The sequence below is a fragment of the Vibrio sp. 1874 genome, assembly GCF_033344395.1.
GTDB classification, from domain to species: domain Bacteria; phylum Pseudomonadota; class Gammaproteobacteria; order Enterobacterales; family Vibrionaceae; genus Vibrio; species Vibrio alginolyticus.
Genome location: NZ_JAWPOR010000004.1, coordinates 267,501 through 283,001, shown reverse-complemented (window position 1 = coordinate 283,001; position 15,501 = coordinate 267,501). Strand labels below are relative to the sequence as shown.

Annotated in this window: 14 protein-coding genes; 3 read left to right on the top strand and 11 right to left on the bottom strand. The window is 44.7% G+C overall.

The window, feature by feature from the left end; genetic code table 11:
• Positions 1 to 153 precede the first annotated feature (153 nt).
• On the bottom strand, positions 154 to 1,182 hold the full coding sequence (locus R8N46_RS11150) for a methionine synthase (protein WP_213972426.1): 1,029 nt from the start codon (positions 1,180 to 1,182) through the stop codon (positions 154 to 156).
• A gap of 30 nt (positions 1,183 to 1,212) precedes the next feature.
• Positions 1,213 to 2,187 carry a DUF1852 domain-containing protein gene (locus tag R8N46_RS11145; protein ID WP_025767248.1) on the bottom strand — a complete coding sequence of 325 codons (975 nt, stop codon included), beginning with the start codon at positions 2,185 to 2,187 and terminating at the stop codon, positions 1,213 to 1,215.
• A gap of 1,100 nt (positions 2,188 to 3,287) precedes the next feature.
• Between R8N46_RS11145 and R8N46_RS11140 the strand changes: the two genes are divergently transcribed.
• Both R8N46_RS11140 and R8N46_RS11135 read left to right on the top strand, forming a co-directional pair.
• Complete coding sequence (locus tag R8N46_RS11140) at positions 3,288 to 4,205, top strand: leukocidin family pore-forming toxin (RefSeq protein WP_005376731.1); 918 nt, start codon at positions 3,288 to 3,290, stop codon at positions 4,203 to 4,205.
• Positions 4,206 to 4,280: 75 nt separating this feature from the next.
• A complete protein-coding gene (locus tag R8N46_RS11135; RefSeq protein WP_149192480.1) occupies positions 4,281 to 4,964 on the top strand; it encodes a topoisomerase I in 684 nt (227 codons plus the stop codon).
• Between the two features lie 65 nt (positions 4,965 to 5,029).
• On the opposite strand, the gene R8N46_RS11130 is transcribed toward R8N46_RS11135, so the two are convergent.
• From R8N46_RS11130 to R8N46_RS11100, 7 genes are all read right to left on the bottom strand, one after another.
• Complete coding sequence (locus R8N46_RS11130; protein ID WP_213972425.1) at positions 5,030 to 5,734, bottom strand: ABC transporter ATP-binding protein; 705 nt, start codon at positions 5,732 to 5,734, stop codon at positions 5,030 to 5,032.
• Between the two features lie 22 nt (positions 5,735 to 5,756).
• On the bottom strand, positions 5,757 to 7,040 hold the full coding sequence (locus R8N46_RS11125) for an ABC transporter permease (protein WP_054574777.1): 1,284 nt from the start codon (positions 7,038 to 7,040) through the stop codon (positions 5,757 to 5,759).
• A gap of 2 nt (positions 7,041 to 7,042) precedes the next feature.
• Positions 7,043 to 8,257: an ABC transporter permease gene (locus R8N46_RS11120; protein ID WP_054574778.1), complete on the bottom strand. Its 1,215-nt coding sequence runs from the start codon at positions 8,255 to 8,257 to the stop codon at positions 7,043 to 7,045.
• Positions 8,254 to 9,525, bottom strand: coding sequence for a TolC family protein (locus R8N46_RS11115; RefSeq protein WP_042523056.1), 1,272 nt, complete (start codon positions 9,523 to 9,525; stop codon positions 8,254 to 8,256). The genes R8N46_RS11120 and R8N46_RS11115 overlap by 4 nt, the downstream gene beginning before the upstream one ends.
• On the bottom strand, positions 9,518 to 10,651 hold the full coding sequence (locus tag R8N46_RS11110) for an efflux RND transporter periplasmic adaptor subunit (RefSeq protein ID WP_054574779.1): 1,134 nt from the start codon (positions 10,649 to 10,651) through the stop codon (positions 9,518 to 9,520). The genes R8N46_RS11115 and R8N46_RS11110 overlap by 8 nt, the downstream gene beginning before the upstream one ends.
• 227 nt (positions 10,652 to 10,878) lie before the next feature.
• The gene (locus R8N46_RS11105; protein WP_017633884.1) at positions 10,879 to 11,313 is read right to left on the bottom strand and encodes a hypothetical protein; all 435 of its coding nucleotides are present in this window, start codon (positions 11,311 to 11,313) and stop codon (positions 10,879 to 10,881) included.
• Positions 11,314 to 11,315: 2 nt separating this feature from the next.
• Positions 11,316 to 12,128, bottom strand: a complete 813-nt coding sequence (locus R8N46_RS11100) for a TIGR02594 family protein (RefSeq protein WP_054577663.1) — start codon at positions 12,126 to 12,128, stop codon at positions 11,316 to 11,318.
• Between the two features lie 423 nt (positions 12,129 to 12,551).
• Between R8N46_RS11100 and R8N46_RS11095 the strand changes: the two genes are divergently transcribed.
• Entirely contained in the window at positions 12,552 to 12,773 is a 222-nt protein-coding gene (locus tag R8N46_RS11095) for a hypothetical protein (RefSeq protein WP_005385790.1), read from the top strand.
• Positions 12,774 to 12,822: 49 nt separating this feature from the next.
• Here the strand turns inward: R8N46_RS11095 and R8N46_RS11090 are convergent, their stop codons facing one another.
• Entirely contained in the window at positions 12,823 to 13,338 is a 516-nt protein-coding gene (locus tag R8N46_RS11090) for a protein disulfide oxidoreductase (protein ID WP_171345892.1), read from the bottom strand.
• Positions 13,335 to 15,446, bottom strand: a complete 2,112-nt coding sequence (locus R8N46_RS11085) for a protein-disulfide reductase DsbD family protein (RefSeq protein ID WP_171345891.1) — start codon at positions 15,444 to 15,446, stop codon at positions 13,335 to 13,337. Before R8N46_RS11085 ends, R8N46_RS11090 begins: the two co-directional genes overlap by 4 nt.
• Positions 15,447 to 15,501 lie beyond the last annotated feature (55 nt).

The window sequence follows — 15,501 nt, the reverse complement described above, 5'->3', positions numbered from 1 at the left end:
GGACGAGCGTGATTCAGGATCTACCCACCGAGTGCTTTGAAGTGCGGAAGTTATCGCTATTTCCTAGCGAGCAGTAAACCGACTCCTAGTCTCATTTAAACTCGCTAGAATGACCCTAATTTTAGTTCATGGTGCGGAGCCTAAGTATTAATATCAACCCACCAACTCTTTACGAATGATCTCCGCACCCGCACTTAACGCATTGAGCTTAGCGGTCGATACTTCACGAGACAAAGGTGCCATACCACAGTTGGTACATGGGTAAAGCTTGTCGGCATCAACGTACTTCAACGCCTCTCGCAATGTGTTCGCTACTTCTTGTGGCGTTTCAATTTCGTTGGTAGCGACGTCAATCGCACCAACCATCACCTTCTTACCGCGAATCAACTCAAGTAACTCAATAGGCACTCGTGAGTTATGACACTCAAGCGAGATAATATCGATATTCGACTGCTGCAATTTAGGGAATACTTCTTCGTATTGTCGCCATTCAGTGCCTAGCGTTTGCTTCCAATCCGTGTTCGCTTTGATGCCGTAGCCATAGCAGATGTGCACTGCAGTTTCACATTTCAGCCCTTCAATCGCACGCTCTAAACACGCAATGCCCCACTCGTTCACATCATCGAAGAACACATTGAACGCAGGTTCATCGAATTGAATAATGTCGACACCCGCCGCTTCAAGCTCTTTCGCTTCTTGGTTGAGGATCTTCGCAAATTCCCAAGCCAGCTTTTCACGGCTACCGTAATGATCATCATGAAGCGTATCGATCATCGTCATAGGGCCTGGCAGTGCCCACTTGATAGGTTGCTTAGTTTGCTGACGCAAGAACTTGGCATCTTCAACAAACACGGGCTTTGTGCGGCTTACTGGGCCAACCACAGTCGGAACACTTGCTTCATAACGGTTGCGAATGGTCACCGTTTTACGGTTTTCAAAATCTACGCCGCTTAAATGCTCAATAAAGGTCGTCACAAAATGTTGCCGAGTTTGCTCTCCATCACTGACGATATCAACGCCTGCCAATTCTTGCTCTTGCAAAGCGACGCGTAGCGCATCGCGTTTGCCATCAATCAGTTCTTCACCTTGCAGTTTCCACGGTGACCAAAGTTTTTCTGGTTCGGCCAGCCAAGAAGGTTTCGGTAAGCTGCCAGCCGTTGAAGTCGGTAATAGTGTTTTCATCGTCATTCCTTTCTAGATTCTCGTTATCGATTACGCGTAGCTTGCAGACCATTGTTCAAGCACAGATTGATAGGGTTTGATGAAATGCTCCTCGGCAAATTTCCCTTGTTCAACTGCCAGTTGGCTGCGCTCTTCTCGGTCGTAAACGATTTGAGTTAGCGAGTGGTCTAGGTTTTTTAGGTTTGGCTGGTAGCAATTACCGGCAACCGCGTTGGCATTGTAAATCTCAGGTCGGTAAATCTTCTGGAATGTCTCCATCGTGCTAATCGTACTGATAAGCTCTAGGTTTGAATAATCGTTCAACAAGTCACCGAAGAAGTAGAATGCCAACGGTGCAACGCTGTTTGGCGGCATAAAGTAGCGCACCTGTAAGCCCATCTTCTTGAAGTACTGCTCCGTCAACGAAGATTCGTTCGGCTGATATTCAAAGCCCAAAACAGGATGTTGATTTTCGGTGCGTCGGTATACCTTGTTGTCCGATACGCTCAGACAAATCACTGGCAGCTTTTTGAAATGCTGTTTATAAGACTCAGAATTAACGAAAGCTTTGAACAGTTTGCCATGCAAATCACCGAAGTTCGCTGGGATGCTGAACTGTGGCTGGTTTTTGTTGTGGTCCAACAGCAAAACGCTAAAGTCGTAATCACGCACGTATGAAGAGAAGTTGTTGCCCACAATGCCTTCAATACGCTCGTTAGTGTTGTGGTCAACAATGTTAGTTTTGAGCACTTCAATCGATGGGAAGGCTTCTCCACTACCTTGGATATCCATATCAACGGAGATGATTTCAAGTTCAACGGAGTAGCGGTCACCTTGCGCGTTATCCCAATATGCCAACGCATTAAAACGATTATCGATCATTCGGAGCGCATTGCGCAGATTCTCTCGGCGGTAGTTTCCGCGAGCCAGATTAGCAAAGTTGGTAGTGATTCGCGTGTTGTCTGATGGTTGGTAATTCTCATCAAAGCGAATGCTTTTGATAGCAAATGTGAAATCGTTATTCATCGTGAGTTGGTATCCTATTTCCTTAGATAAAGCAGACTTTTCCTAACTCTGTGCATGGGGACATTTTTTGTTTTTTGGTTTTCCCAATCGTTAGGTTGCGCAGCGTTCACGACGAACAGTTCGTACTAAAAACGGTGGTCGCAGTGCCTAACACCAGAGCAGTCCGTTTTTTATACTTGCTTCACGAGTTGAGTAATATTGGTATTGTTTCACATTGAACATGAAGGAAATTCATAGTGGCAGTTCCAACCCTGAGAGAGCTATCGTAGATACTGTTTTTCATTGACACCAATACACGTAACTTGGCGAGCATATTGCCAATATGTGTAATTAAGAAACTGATAAGGGATTAGCAGTACGTAAACCAGTTTTAAGCCGAGAAAACGCATTGTATAAACAAGACGCCAACTGGAATATAGGACAGCGTAACTTAAATAGTACTTTTCACACTCCATCGTTTATTCAAGCATTCGTTTAATTAGAAGTACGTTACATTTTATATTCTCGAAACATGATTATTTAATAATCTTATTTATTTCTTTTTCTATCTTTACCATCTTAAACGTAAAGTTTAATTTCCTGCTGTAAAAGCACATATAACTTCATACACGAACATGGCAACTTCATTGACGGACTTTATCACTAAACTATTACATTAAGCTCTAAAAAATAATAACAAAAAAACATAAACCACTGTTTTAATTTGAATTAAACCCATAAACCCGAGATAACCACATAACGATACTTTACTTAATTTGGTATAACAAAAACCCTAAAAATAACATGGCTAACATTTATAAAATTCACTTTTATCAATAGAAAATCTCAACACAACATTAGAAAATTAAAATTAAGCAATAACTTAAAAAGACAAAACTTAATAACCAAATTCTTATTTATTATAGTTGAGTGGTGAATTTAAAAACTATGAGACATTAATCCCACGAATCTATCCTTTTTCTTTTTTTAATAAAAAACAAGATGCACTATTTCACCGCTCATTTATTGAGCTTGAATTTATAACCTGTCCATAATTATAAAGTGCCCATCAAGATGGTTTAAAACAAAAGTCTTTATGGGCTGACTAATAGGAAAAAATAATGGAAAAACAGCATCTTTCCGCGAGTATTATCGCACTCGCTTTACTTGGTTCTTTAGCACCAGCACATGCTGAAGATACATTGAAATCTTACACTTCGACATTGCTTCAGCTTGATGATGGTGATGCACGCTCGAAAAAAATCCGCTTAATTTATTCTTTAGAAAATGTCTGGAACCAATCTTTGCTACCAAATGGCGCTAAAGAAGCCAAGTTGATCCTAAATGGCGGTTCTGGCTTCGACATGACTAATGTTCCAAACAAAGAACAAATCTATGGTTTTGCTACTGGGGGAGATTACCGTTACACCGTTCCAACGGCTTTTAAGCTGGCACTGAGCTATTTAAATGGCGCCCCTTTACGCCACATGAGCCATGCTCCAGAAAACACCATTGCAACGGCATCTGTCAGTGAGTCGCTAGATTTTAACCTTGGATTCAGTGCTTCTACTTCTCCAAATATTAGTGGGGGAATCTCCTGGAGCAACCGTGTAACGTACGACCAGCCAGAGTTTCAAACGGTTGCCGATTTTAACCAAGCTAACGAAAGCATTAATTGGTTAATTGAAAACAAGACTATCCGCCATAATACGCCAGCTAAAGACTGGTTATTGTATCGTTGGACCAGTTGTGACATGGGTAATTTGATTGATTACAATGAGTTACCTGTCGTTATGCGTTCAGACTTTAAACCACAAGTCGGCGTCGTATATAGAAAAAATGACATTCAAGATGGCCTAGATACATCAGAGGTCAAGCTGGTTGCTGGTTGGCGAAAAACCAATTACTACTTTGGTCGCGACTGGTGTAGCTGGTATACCACTCCAGAAAATACCTGGAAGAAAAATCGTGATAGCAGTCAATGGACAGAGACTAGCCGAGCCGTAACTATCTCTTGGAATGACGATCTCTACCACTAACTTATTAGCCTGCGGCCACGGAATAAATAAGTGGCCGCTATATTTACTAATGAAATAAACGGTAAGACATGACACATGACAAGTAACAAAAAACTCTTGACTGGATCGGTGCTGGCACTTGGTGCCGTACTCGCCATATTTCTGATTAATTCAAATAACAAGAATGCCCAGACCGAACCTGTTGCAAGCCTTGACGAGCAAATCAAGACAGAAGACGCTGCGACAATAAGTGTAACGCCTCCTGAGAGCGATGCTGCTCAGAAGGTGGTTACCACTCCAACACCACAAAGTGGCAATGATGATACTTCCGACGTCATTCCAGCTACACCTTGGATATCTGCCCCATTAAATGAACTGAGCAATGAACTGTACGATTTTATTGAAGCTGAACAGGTAAGTTACATCAGTACGACCGACTATCCATTCGACGAGCAAAAGCAAAAACAATTGCGAACATTAGCTAGGCAAGGGGTTCCTATCTTGTTTGACAATACGGAGTCATCCTATTTGGATAGCTACGGTGTCAGCGAAACCAAAGTCGTATCAGAGTATTTTGGTACGGCGTCTGAAGGTGATGTCATCATCGCTACCGGAGTACAGAATGCAGATGGCAGCATTCATTATCTAGTTTTGCCTTTGAAGAGCAAAGATCTCAACGATAACAGTAAATTGATTGAGGACACTAAGCTCGCAATCACTCTACTTAAAGAACAAAAGCATGACTTGATAAAAGAGAGACAAAGCGAACATCGCGAATAAAAGTAAAGGGAGATAGCCTCTGTATCGCTATTTCCCTTAAAACTCAGTTCTCAATTAAGAAAAGCTCATTTCTCCCTACTTACCGGCACCCTATCCGAAATCACCTTGCCGTCTTTGATGGTGATGATGCGTTTAGTGCGCTCTGCCAGAGCGTTATCGTGCGTCACGATGATCAGCGTTCTACCTTCGGCGTGGAGTTGGTTGAACAAGGCTTCAATCTCTGTGCCGGATTTTGAATCCAATGCACCCGTTGGTTCATCTGCTAAGATGATTTGCGGATCGTTGACCAAGGCTCTTGCAATCGCGACCCTCTGTTTTTGACCACCAGAAAGCTGGTTTGGTTTATGGTCTAAACGATCCCCTAGCCCGACTTGCTCTAGCAATTTAGCTGCGCGCTGGCGACGTTCTTTGGCTTTGATACCAGAGTAAACCAACGGCAGTGCCACGTTATCAAGCGCCGTCGCGTATTCCAATAAGTTAAAGCTTTGGAAGACAAATCCGATCTTTTGGTTACGAATGCCAGCCAGCTCATTCGCACTTAAACTTGCGACGTTTTGGCCGCCAAGTTGGTACTTGCCATCGGTGGGCTTGTCTAAACAGCCGAGCATGTTCATCAACGTTGATTTGCCTGAACCGGACGGGCCAAGAATCGAAAGAAACTCGCCTTGATTAATGGTTAAGTCAACGCAGTCTAGCGCGCGAACTTCCGCCTCCCCGCTTGAGTAGTATTTACAGATGTTGGTCAGCTCAACAAGCGGCTTGTTCGACATGTTCTTTCCAGAGTTATTGTTGTTATTCACTTTGTAGCGCCTCCAACGGGCTGACTTTTGCGGCTCGGTTTGCAGGTAACCATGCAGATGCCACACCAATGATCACTAAGGTGAGGATGACAATCGCGACAACGACCCACGACAACTCAGGGACAGGTTTACCCAGTTGTTCATAAAAAGCATTGCCCTCTAAAGGAATGGAACTGATGGCAGACACCAGCGCGTACGTAACGGCTAACCCAAACGCCCCCCCCATCATCATTGTCAATAAAGACTGTACTAAATAGTGCATGCGAATAGCCGTTGGTGTTGCACCGACTGCCATGCGCACACCGATATCACGCGTAGATCGCTTTACGGTGGCATACATCACATTGGCGATGCCAACACCAGCAACAGCTAACGTCACGAAGCCGATAATGCCAAGGAAACTCTGCAAACCTATCAGAAACTGCTGCATACTCTTTTGCTTAAGGAACATATCATCGACTTGGACGACCTGTTCATCACTGACACTTGCCCCGTGTTTACGGGCAATCACTTGCCTGATCGTCTTTGCTAAGGCTTCTCGGTCTACATCCGCTTGTGGCTGCACATTGATGCCACCAATTTCACCGTTGACATGAAATCGCTTCCACGTCGCTAACGGCACAAAGCTGGAATAGTTGATAAGATCCCCCAGTTCTATTTGGGCGCTGTTTTTCTCCAATACGCCCACAACAATGAACTCCTCATTGCCGATTTTTACCTTTTTCCCCACAGGGTTGACTTGCAATGTGACTGTCGCAAACCAACTAAAGTCCTCATTAGGGTTGAATAAGTCGGCTGCCAGTTCATAACCCAGTACAACGACTTTGCGCGTCTCTTTTTGATCGAGTGGGTTTAACCATCGTCCCCCCGCCATCGGCACCAAATTGGTCATGGATTGAAACTCGCTCGTGACCGCTAACGGCTCTTGCCACGAGCTTCTGTCACCAACGGTGATGCGCTCTTTCCACTTCGCCGTTGGCGCAACGCTTTTTACATCGGGTAACGCTCGAACAACCTCTGAATCGTCCATTTTTAGTGTCAGAAACTTACCTTGGTGAAAAGCACCGTGGTCGACGGTGGCCATCCCTCCGGTCAAATAAATCAAGTTGCCGTTACCATTTTGTGCGGTTTTCAATACGCCCTGACGAATACCCTCACCTACCGCCAACATAGCAGCGATACAAAGGGTCGCCCACGCTACTGCTAGAATGGTCAAACCCAGTCTCAGCTTTTCTGCGGCCATTTCTTGGAAAATTTGTCTCATCGGTAACAACATGGCTAAGCCCTCGCACTCAAAGCAATGACTGGCGTGAGACGTGATGCTCGCCTTGCTGGGAAATACGATGCCATCAATGCCAAGATAAGCGTCACAAGTAAAGACCAAGCAATGGAATCTGGCGTGATCACAGGCAAACCAATCCATTCCGGTAATCCCATGCTGCTTAGGACAGATACCACGGCATACGAAAACATCAGACCTAATGCCGTGCCCACAGCTACCAAAATAAGCCCCTCAAGAATAAACTGACTGAGTATGGATTTTTGAGTCGCCCCGATCGCCAAACGCACACCGATTTCACGCGTGCGCTCAGTGACGGATAAAAACATGATGTTGGCAACACCAAGCGCACCGACCGCCATGGTCATCGCACCGCTCGCTCCGAGAAAAATCTGAATGCCACGCAAAATTCCACTGATGACCGCCGCACCTTCACTAAAATCGGGTAATTCGACCGCATCTTTATCACTTGGGTCAAAATGAAGCTGCTTGGCGAAAAAGTTCACGATATTTTGTCGAAATGACGATGCATCCATCCCTTCTCTCGGCTTCATCAATACCATCCAAGGTTTCGCATCCCACAAATCGCGGTACGTTGTTTGAGGAATGAAAACCGTGCGGCTATCGCCGAATGAAATGCCAGTGTCCTCACCAACAGTTATCCCAATCACCAAAAACGGAATGCCGTTGACTTTGAGCCTATCCCCGATTTGGATTCCGCCCATTTGCGCAATTTGATCGCCTAACACTGCCACGCGAGTGTGGTTGTCCATATCACTTGGTGACAGGTTTCTCGAACCGGATTGCAGCTTGCGTTGCATTAAAGGAAAGTAAGACGTATCAATACCGCTGACCGTTCTCGATAAATTCTGTCCTTTGAGATTGGTGATATTCGCATCCCATTTGGCGTAAACGCTCGACGCCTGTTGCACAAAGCCTGACTGTTTGATCATGTCGACTTTTTCTTGTGGAATATCAATTTGTCGCCTTGAAGGTAACCCTTGCCACGGTTTACTGGTACTCGACGGAAACACCACTTGCACATTGTTGATCATAAATGAAAACGACTGAGTCTGATGGCGATAAAAGCCTTCGCCAAGTGCGATTAACACCACCACAGAGATCACGCCCCAAGCAATCGCGATAATGGCTAGAACGCTCTTCATGCGGTGCGCCATCAACGTTTGCCAAGTTTGTTGCAATAGGCTGCTCATGAATGAAAAGCCCGAGAGATCAACGCCATGGTATCGTCATCGAGTTTCCCTGCGGTTTGCAGTAAGCCGATTCTCTTACGCCAGTAGCTGTACAAGTTGGTTTGCAGACTGTTTTTCGCCTCAAACAAGCTGTTGTGTGCGCTGATAACTTCCGACACTTCAAGCAGACCAGCGTCGTAAAGTTTCTCTTTGCTTTGCAACACTCTGGCGCGCGACTCAACCAGCTCGTTCGCTATCAAAACTTGATTCCAGTTGATATCGACCTGAGTAAACTGCTGAATAACTCGTTTCTGAATATCAATTTCCACTCTACGCATATCTTGCTTGGCGCTTAAAATGTTCAACGATGCTTCGTCCACTTTCGCTCGCACTGCACCATTGAGGTCAATCGGCAAACTCAAACTAATCCCAGCGTTAAACTCGCCGTTTGAACGATTGTCACCATCGCTGTAGCCCACACTGCCTTTGACGGTTGGGTAGTATCCACCTTTAGCTGAATCTTTCGCGAACTCGCTCGCTTTCACCATCTGCGCCGCCACCAACAGCTCTGGACTGCTGTCTTTAGCCAGCTTTAGCCATTGCTCCTGAGAGTCCACCAGCATCGGCGGCTGAATCAAAGAATCCGTTCGAATTTGGTCGACACTCTCCGGCATTTGATTGATTAACGCCGCAAGCTCTGCTTTTTTCACTTCGAGATCGGCTTTTGCATTGAGGATACTTGCTTGCTCAGAAACTTGATTCGCTCGCATCTCTTCAACATCAACCGACTTCACTTTGCCTGCTCGATAGCGTTTCTCGATGATGTTGAGAAGTTCCTTCCCCTCCTCCAGCTTGGACTGCGCCAATTTGAGGTCGCCCTTTGCGCTTGCCACATCTAGGTAAGCGGTGAGCAACTTCTGCGCAAGCTCGTTATGTGATTGAGATAGCTCTAACTGTGCTTTGAGATAATTGGCATTCGCTTGATCCAGTTCCGACCACAAACTGCTATCCCAAATAGTTTGAGATAAGGTAGCGCCGTAACTGTTGGAATGGCTTGAGGACTCATTCCAATCCGCTGACGCACTGGCACTTAAACCCGGCAATAACGCACTGCGGCTACTCTGTACGCCAACCTCGCCAAGCTGGACGCCGATTTTCGCTTTTTCGTAATTTGGATCGTTCTGCTTTGCTTGTTGCCAAGCTTGTTCAATAGAAATTGCGTAGGTCGGCAAACTGAGCGTGGCAGCCAACAATGCAAAGGCGATTGTTGATCGTTGCAGCTTAACCATGCGCCGCTCCCATCATACTGTTGTCGATAACCTCTTCATCAAGCTCCACGCCGTCAAGCACTTCGACATTGATGCCATCTGACAGACCGAGTTTCACAGGTTGTTTATGAAACCCTTGTTCTGAGCTATCGGGGATCAGAACATTCGGTGCGTCACCATCAAATTGCAGAGCGCGCTCCGGTAGCGTGAGCACGTTTTCAGAAGTCTTCAGAATGATTTGAGCCGTCGATGAAAAACCAGAACGAAGCAACACATCTTGTGGGATCTTGAGTTCTCCCACTTCAACCTCAAAACCGTTATCAAAACTTTTAGCCGAAGCGTTGCCTTCTGGTGAGTTAAGGTTCTCAGATTGAATCGCTACTTTGGTTAGCACACCAGAAATCGCCACATCAGGATAAGGCGCAACCGTCAACATAACGGGCATTCCCGGAGACAACTGCGCAGCATCATGCTCACTGACGCTACCTTTAAAAATCAGACTGTTCATGTCGGCCAATGACATCATTTCAGTCGCGGCTTGGCTTGATTGAGTCGAGATGATCGGCTCTCCGACCTCAACTTTCTGGTTGAGTACCGTGCCATCAATTGGCGCGTAGATCGTCGACGTTAAACGCGCATCACCGATAGACGCCTCACCACTGCGGATGAGTTCGAGATTCTGGCGCTTTTGCAATACGTCCGCTTGCGCAGATTTGACTGCCGAGCACGCACTTACGTATTCGTCGTAGTTACTTGGAATAATGTCCTGCTTGACCAAGCTTTCTAAGTTGGACAGTTTTTGTTTGGCGGATTCCAGATCGGCTTCACTACGCATGAGTTCTGCCGATGCATCCGTTAATGCTTGGGGGGTTGGGTTTGGACGCACTTTGATCAGCGGCTGGCCTTGCTTCACCTTTTCACCAACTTTCGCGTAAATTTCACCGACGATACCGTCGATTTGTGACTTGATAGACACGGAGTGTGCAGGGACAATTTTACCAACAGCCACCGCTTGTTTTTCAATCGTGCCTTTTTCCACAATCAATGTAGGCAGCAATTCTGGTTGAGCGGCAGATTGGAGATAGAAATACGTACCACCGCCGAGCAGCGCAATGCTCACAGCGGAGACAAGCCAACGTTTCGTCATTATTTATTCCAACAATTATTGGGTAGTCTAATGACTACTCCTAAAACACAAAGTTGAAGGAATAATATCCTGCTTTAATAGCGGTATGGTTGTCACAGTTGGTATGGTTTTGTCAGTCGCCTCTGACAATCAAAGACTAAAAAATCTCGACGAATCATTCAGCAAAGACGCTGTCTACGATGGCGACTAACATGCTCTGTAACCGCTCGTTTCAACCGCCACCCTTTTCATTCTGAACAATGTGCAAAATGGCGCTGTTCTGTATCCAAGTGAGCAGCTGTTTCTTGAGCGTTTAATATGTTCTCTTGATTAGCCCCAAACTCAGCCCCCGTTCCAGGCCAATAATATGTATCTTTATCACGACATAGTGTGAGAATGACAGGATCATTGTGTATATTGGGCTCATCTCCTAGCTCGCCATACATACTGAAAGTAATCTCAGACCCAACGTCTCCACGAAGTTTCTGAATCACTTCTGCTTGAACTTTAAAGAGAACATCTTCCTCGTGTTCAGCAAACTTTTCAAAACCTGTAATTTTCACCACTGCAGAATAGGGCGTTTGAAATATCGCATCTTTGAGTACCTCATTCTGAGAGTACACTCCCTGTGAAGCACAAGCTGATAAGCTCACACAGCCTAGCAAACTTATAAATTTCTTCATATTTAGCTTTCCGTTCCTGCTAAGGCAGAGCCTTTTGTATATACAGGTAAAGTACCTTTTGTTTCATCGTAGTTACTCGGTACTACGAACTTGTCCCAGACATCAATAGAGTACTTTGCTATGTTGACTTGGTTGCTTTGGTTTCCTCCTAACATGTACAAATGCCTACCATCAGGGCTCTTTCCCACGACAAAAGCAACATGCCCACCACCTTTTCTCGATTTAATCCCTAGAGCTCCATGTATAGGTTCTGAGATGTTTTTACCAAAACCCTTCCACTCCTTTGCTCGATAAGCTTCTTTTACTGGAGTGATTCCGTGTTGTTTAAAAACCCAAGCGGCAAACGAACCACACCAAGCATTTTGACCTCCAGAGTCATCAGTGCCCCAGAACTTAGATGCTGTAAAATACTCTAAAATCCTTGGATTGCCCTTAGTGCCTGAAACTTCTTTTTGTCCAATTTCTCCCAACGCTGTTTTCATCCAAGGTACTTTGGTTACTAGTTTTTGAGCATCATGAGGATCATTTTTCAATGAGCTATAGGTTGGTAATCCATTGAGCTTACGATGAGTTCTACCATTTACGTCGATCCGACCATCTGGCTTTACCATATAAAGTAGCTTACGCTGACACACTTTTATTGCCTCTACTGTTTTCGACAAATGAGGACTCCGCCCTAACGAGCCATCAACAACCAACAGTCGGGTAAAACCTATTCTCTTTTGGTTATCATTTAAAAATTGTTGAACTGCTTTAACATCATTTTTCGAATTAGTGCCATTTATACCAACAGAGCCACGGATTTTTAATCCCATTCTCGTTACCTTTATAACCAATCATATAATTAAGAAAGTACGCTTTAGCGTGACAACAATAAAGATAAAATGTTGTTTTATACGATTAGCCATACGAGGGAAATTAGGTGTTGAAAATATAGATTACAAATAAACTCAGCTCATATCACTAAAAACATCTATTTAGCATCTTTTGGTCACGCTTCAAAGCAGAACAGCCAGATGTTTTAAACCATGCGTATTAATAGACGAAAAATGTTTATAAAAGAACACTTAAATTAACATAGTAAAACTATCAATTACTATTTTAAATTTAAATAAAACTCCTTTTTAAGGTCAATCTATAATTAAATTTATCAAACTTTAATTTTTTATTAAATTGAGCTTTGATTTATTAATCTGACTATTTAACTAATTTCATTTCAGTTAATTGTACTTTTTGGCATGTTAGCGGGTGATGGCGGCGCCAATAACACCGACCCATTTTCAGAAGGAATAACGGACGATAACCAATGGATTGTGGAAGAACCACACATGATGATTATTACCCTAGACCAAGTGTTGCTCGACTCTCTACCAACCGGTTCAAGTTATGATGGCCCATACGTGATGTGGAATGGTATGCCATACGCACACATTATTATTCCCGTTAGAGCGAGAAAATAAAAAGAAAAAATCCGATACTCAATATTTTGAATATCGGATTTTTATTGCGTTATCGAGCTAACCAAATTCTCGCTAATATTCCTATCGGAGTAGTAACGCCAGTTGTGACGGAGGAAATTTCACCATTTCTTAAAACATAAATGGTTGGGGTCACGCTAATTTTCCATTCGCGCATAATATCGCTTGAAGGATCGTTTATGTTTTCGAAACGATATTCTTTTGCCCTCATAAACTGCGCCACACGCTCATTCGGTCCCGACGAGCCAGAAACGCCAACTACGGTGTAGTCATCACTCAGCCAGCTCACGCTTGGGCTTACAAATTTACAAGCGGGACACCAAGTCGCCCAAAAATAAACAACGACAGGTTGTTCATAACTTTGCGCGATTGCATCGAAGTGTTCACCATCGCTCAATACTGAGCTCAATGGTGGTGCCTCCTGTTTAGGAATATCTTTAGTGCGATACCAATCCATCGCGATAGAAATCGCGGTGACAATGAGCACCATCTGTACGATTTGAATGAGCCAATATCGGAATGTTCTACGCCGCTTTGTCGAACTCATTGAATAGCTCCCCCACTCGCTTGCTTCACCGCACTTAAAACAACATCATCAGTCAGAATCACAGGTAACGGGATACCTTGTGGCGCTGCCGGGCCATAGACGATGTTAAACGGCACACCGTAACGCCCATGAGCTCGTAAAAAGTCAGTTACCGAGCCGTCCGGATGTGTCCAATCCCCTTTTAACGTCGCTACATTAGGGCTTTGCAGCAATGAGTAGACAGGATCTTGCCAGATCACACCGATCTTGTTCGCTTTACACGTGACACACCAATCCGCAGTGACATCCACAAACACCACTCGCCCATTATTGACGTGATCTTCAATCGCCGAGTTAGAAAGCTTCTGCCACGCTAAGTCCTCAGGAAGCGGTGTCGCCCATTGGTCGGCAGTGACACTACCAAGTAACAGGCCACCAGCTATCAACACTAATGACGCAGTTCCGGATACAGCAAGCGCTTTCTCACCATACACTTTCTTAACTCTTGCCATCATTACAACAAAAGCAGCCACAGCGATAAGTGCAATCCATAACATCGGAACATGATTTGCCATTAATGAAAGTAGCCAAACGCTGGTTGCCAACATCATTATGCCAAACACTATTTTAACGACATTCATCCACGAGCCAGGCTTTGGTAGTTTCAGCGCGATACTTGGAAACACAGCGACTAAGATCCAAGGCAGTGCCATACCCAATGCTAATGCTGTAAAAGTTGCAAATAACGTTAATACGTCGGCACCCAAGGCAAACGCCACGGCTGTTCCCAGGAAAGGCGCGGAGCAAGGCGTCGCAAGCAATGTGGCAAACATACCTTGAACATAGTGACCAACTAGGGAGTTATCACCTTTCGAGGCCAGCCATGTATTGGTACCCGATGATAGACGGATTTCAAACAGCCCCAGCATATTGGCCCCAAACAAAGTGGTGACCAACACCATAAAACCTAAGAACCAAGGGCTTTGAAATTGCACGCCCCAGCCAATGGCATTACCTGTTAGCTTGAGCACCAAAATAAAACCAGCGAGAATCCAGAACGACGTTAATATACCAAGTGACGAGGCAACAAACTGAGCGCGAATTTGACGACGCTCGATACCTTGAGCGGCAACAATACTACTTAGCTTCATCCCCAAAACCGGAAGAACGCAAGGCATAATGTTAAGAATTAAACCGCCGAGCAACGCGAATAGAAAAACACTCGTTAGAGACGTGCTCGGCAACGGTTCAACTATTGCCTCAGCAGTTGCTTGAGTGGTTTCTTCTGCTAGTAAATTGGTGTCTTTGATGGTCACAAACAGCGACTGATCATCTAACTCCACATCGCCCAGCCAAGTATCAACGATATAGCTCGCGGTGACGATGTTTCCTTCTTGATGCATTCCTTCAAGCTTGAAGCTATAGTCTCGCGTTGCTTCATCGACACCATCCACCAGCACTTGTGGTTGTTGCCAACCCTGACTGTTCTTTAGCTTGATTTGTAGTTTCGATTGGTTCGCATCCCAACTCGCCTGAGTAACATCAATAAACGGCGATGGCTGCGGCACGTTACTCACTGCTTGAGCGTAACTGAACATCACGTCTTCATCGACTTTTAGATCAGAAGGCAAGAACGTCAATTGAATTTTATAGTCGGTCAGCACACAAATCGTCGTACAAGAAGAAAGTGTCAGTACCGCATCAATCGTGACAGGTTTTGACATGTCTTCGACGTGCAGCGTCATGGGGAACAAAGTATCGCCTTTATACCCAAGAGTCTCGATACCTAATAGTTCGAATTTTTGTGGATGCGGCCATTGCCAATCCACTTTGGATAAATTTTGTGAATTTTGCCAATCAATAGATGGCGCTACGCCGCCCTCACCAGGTGAACGCCAGTAAGTTTTCCAGTCTCCGGTTAACTTGACATCCAAATAACCTGTAAGTGTTTTGGCTTGCGGATCTTGTTGACCAGTGAGCACAAAGCGCGTTTGCACTGGAGGATGTTGTGGGTTGGTTAGCCAACCTGTATCAGTAATTTGAGCTAAAACACTCAGAGAGAGCAAACTCAAAGCAAGCGTCATAAAAAACATGGACGCAAACTGAGTCAGTTTAGTAATTTGATTCATAGTGATTCCTAGTTAAAAGACAAAGGTGCTAAATAACTGACGCTAGTGGTCAGAA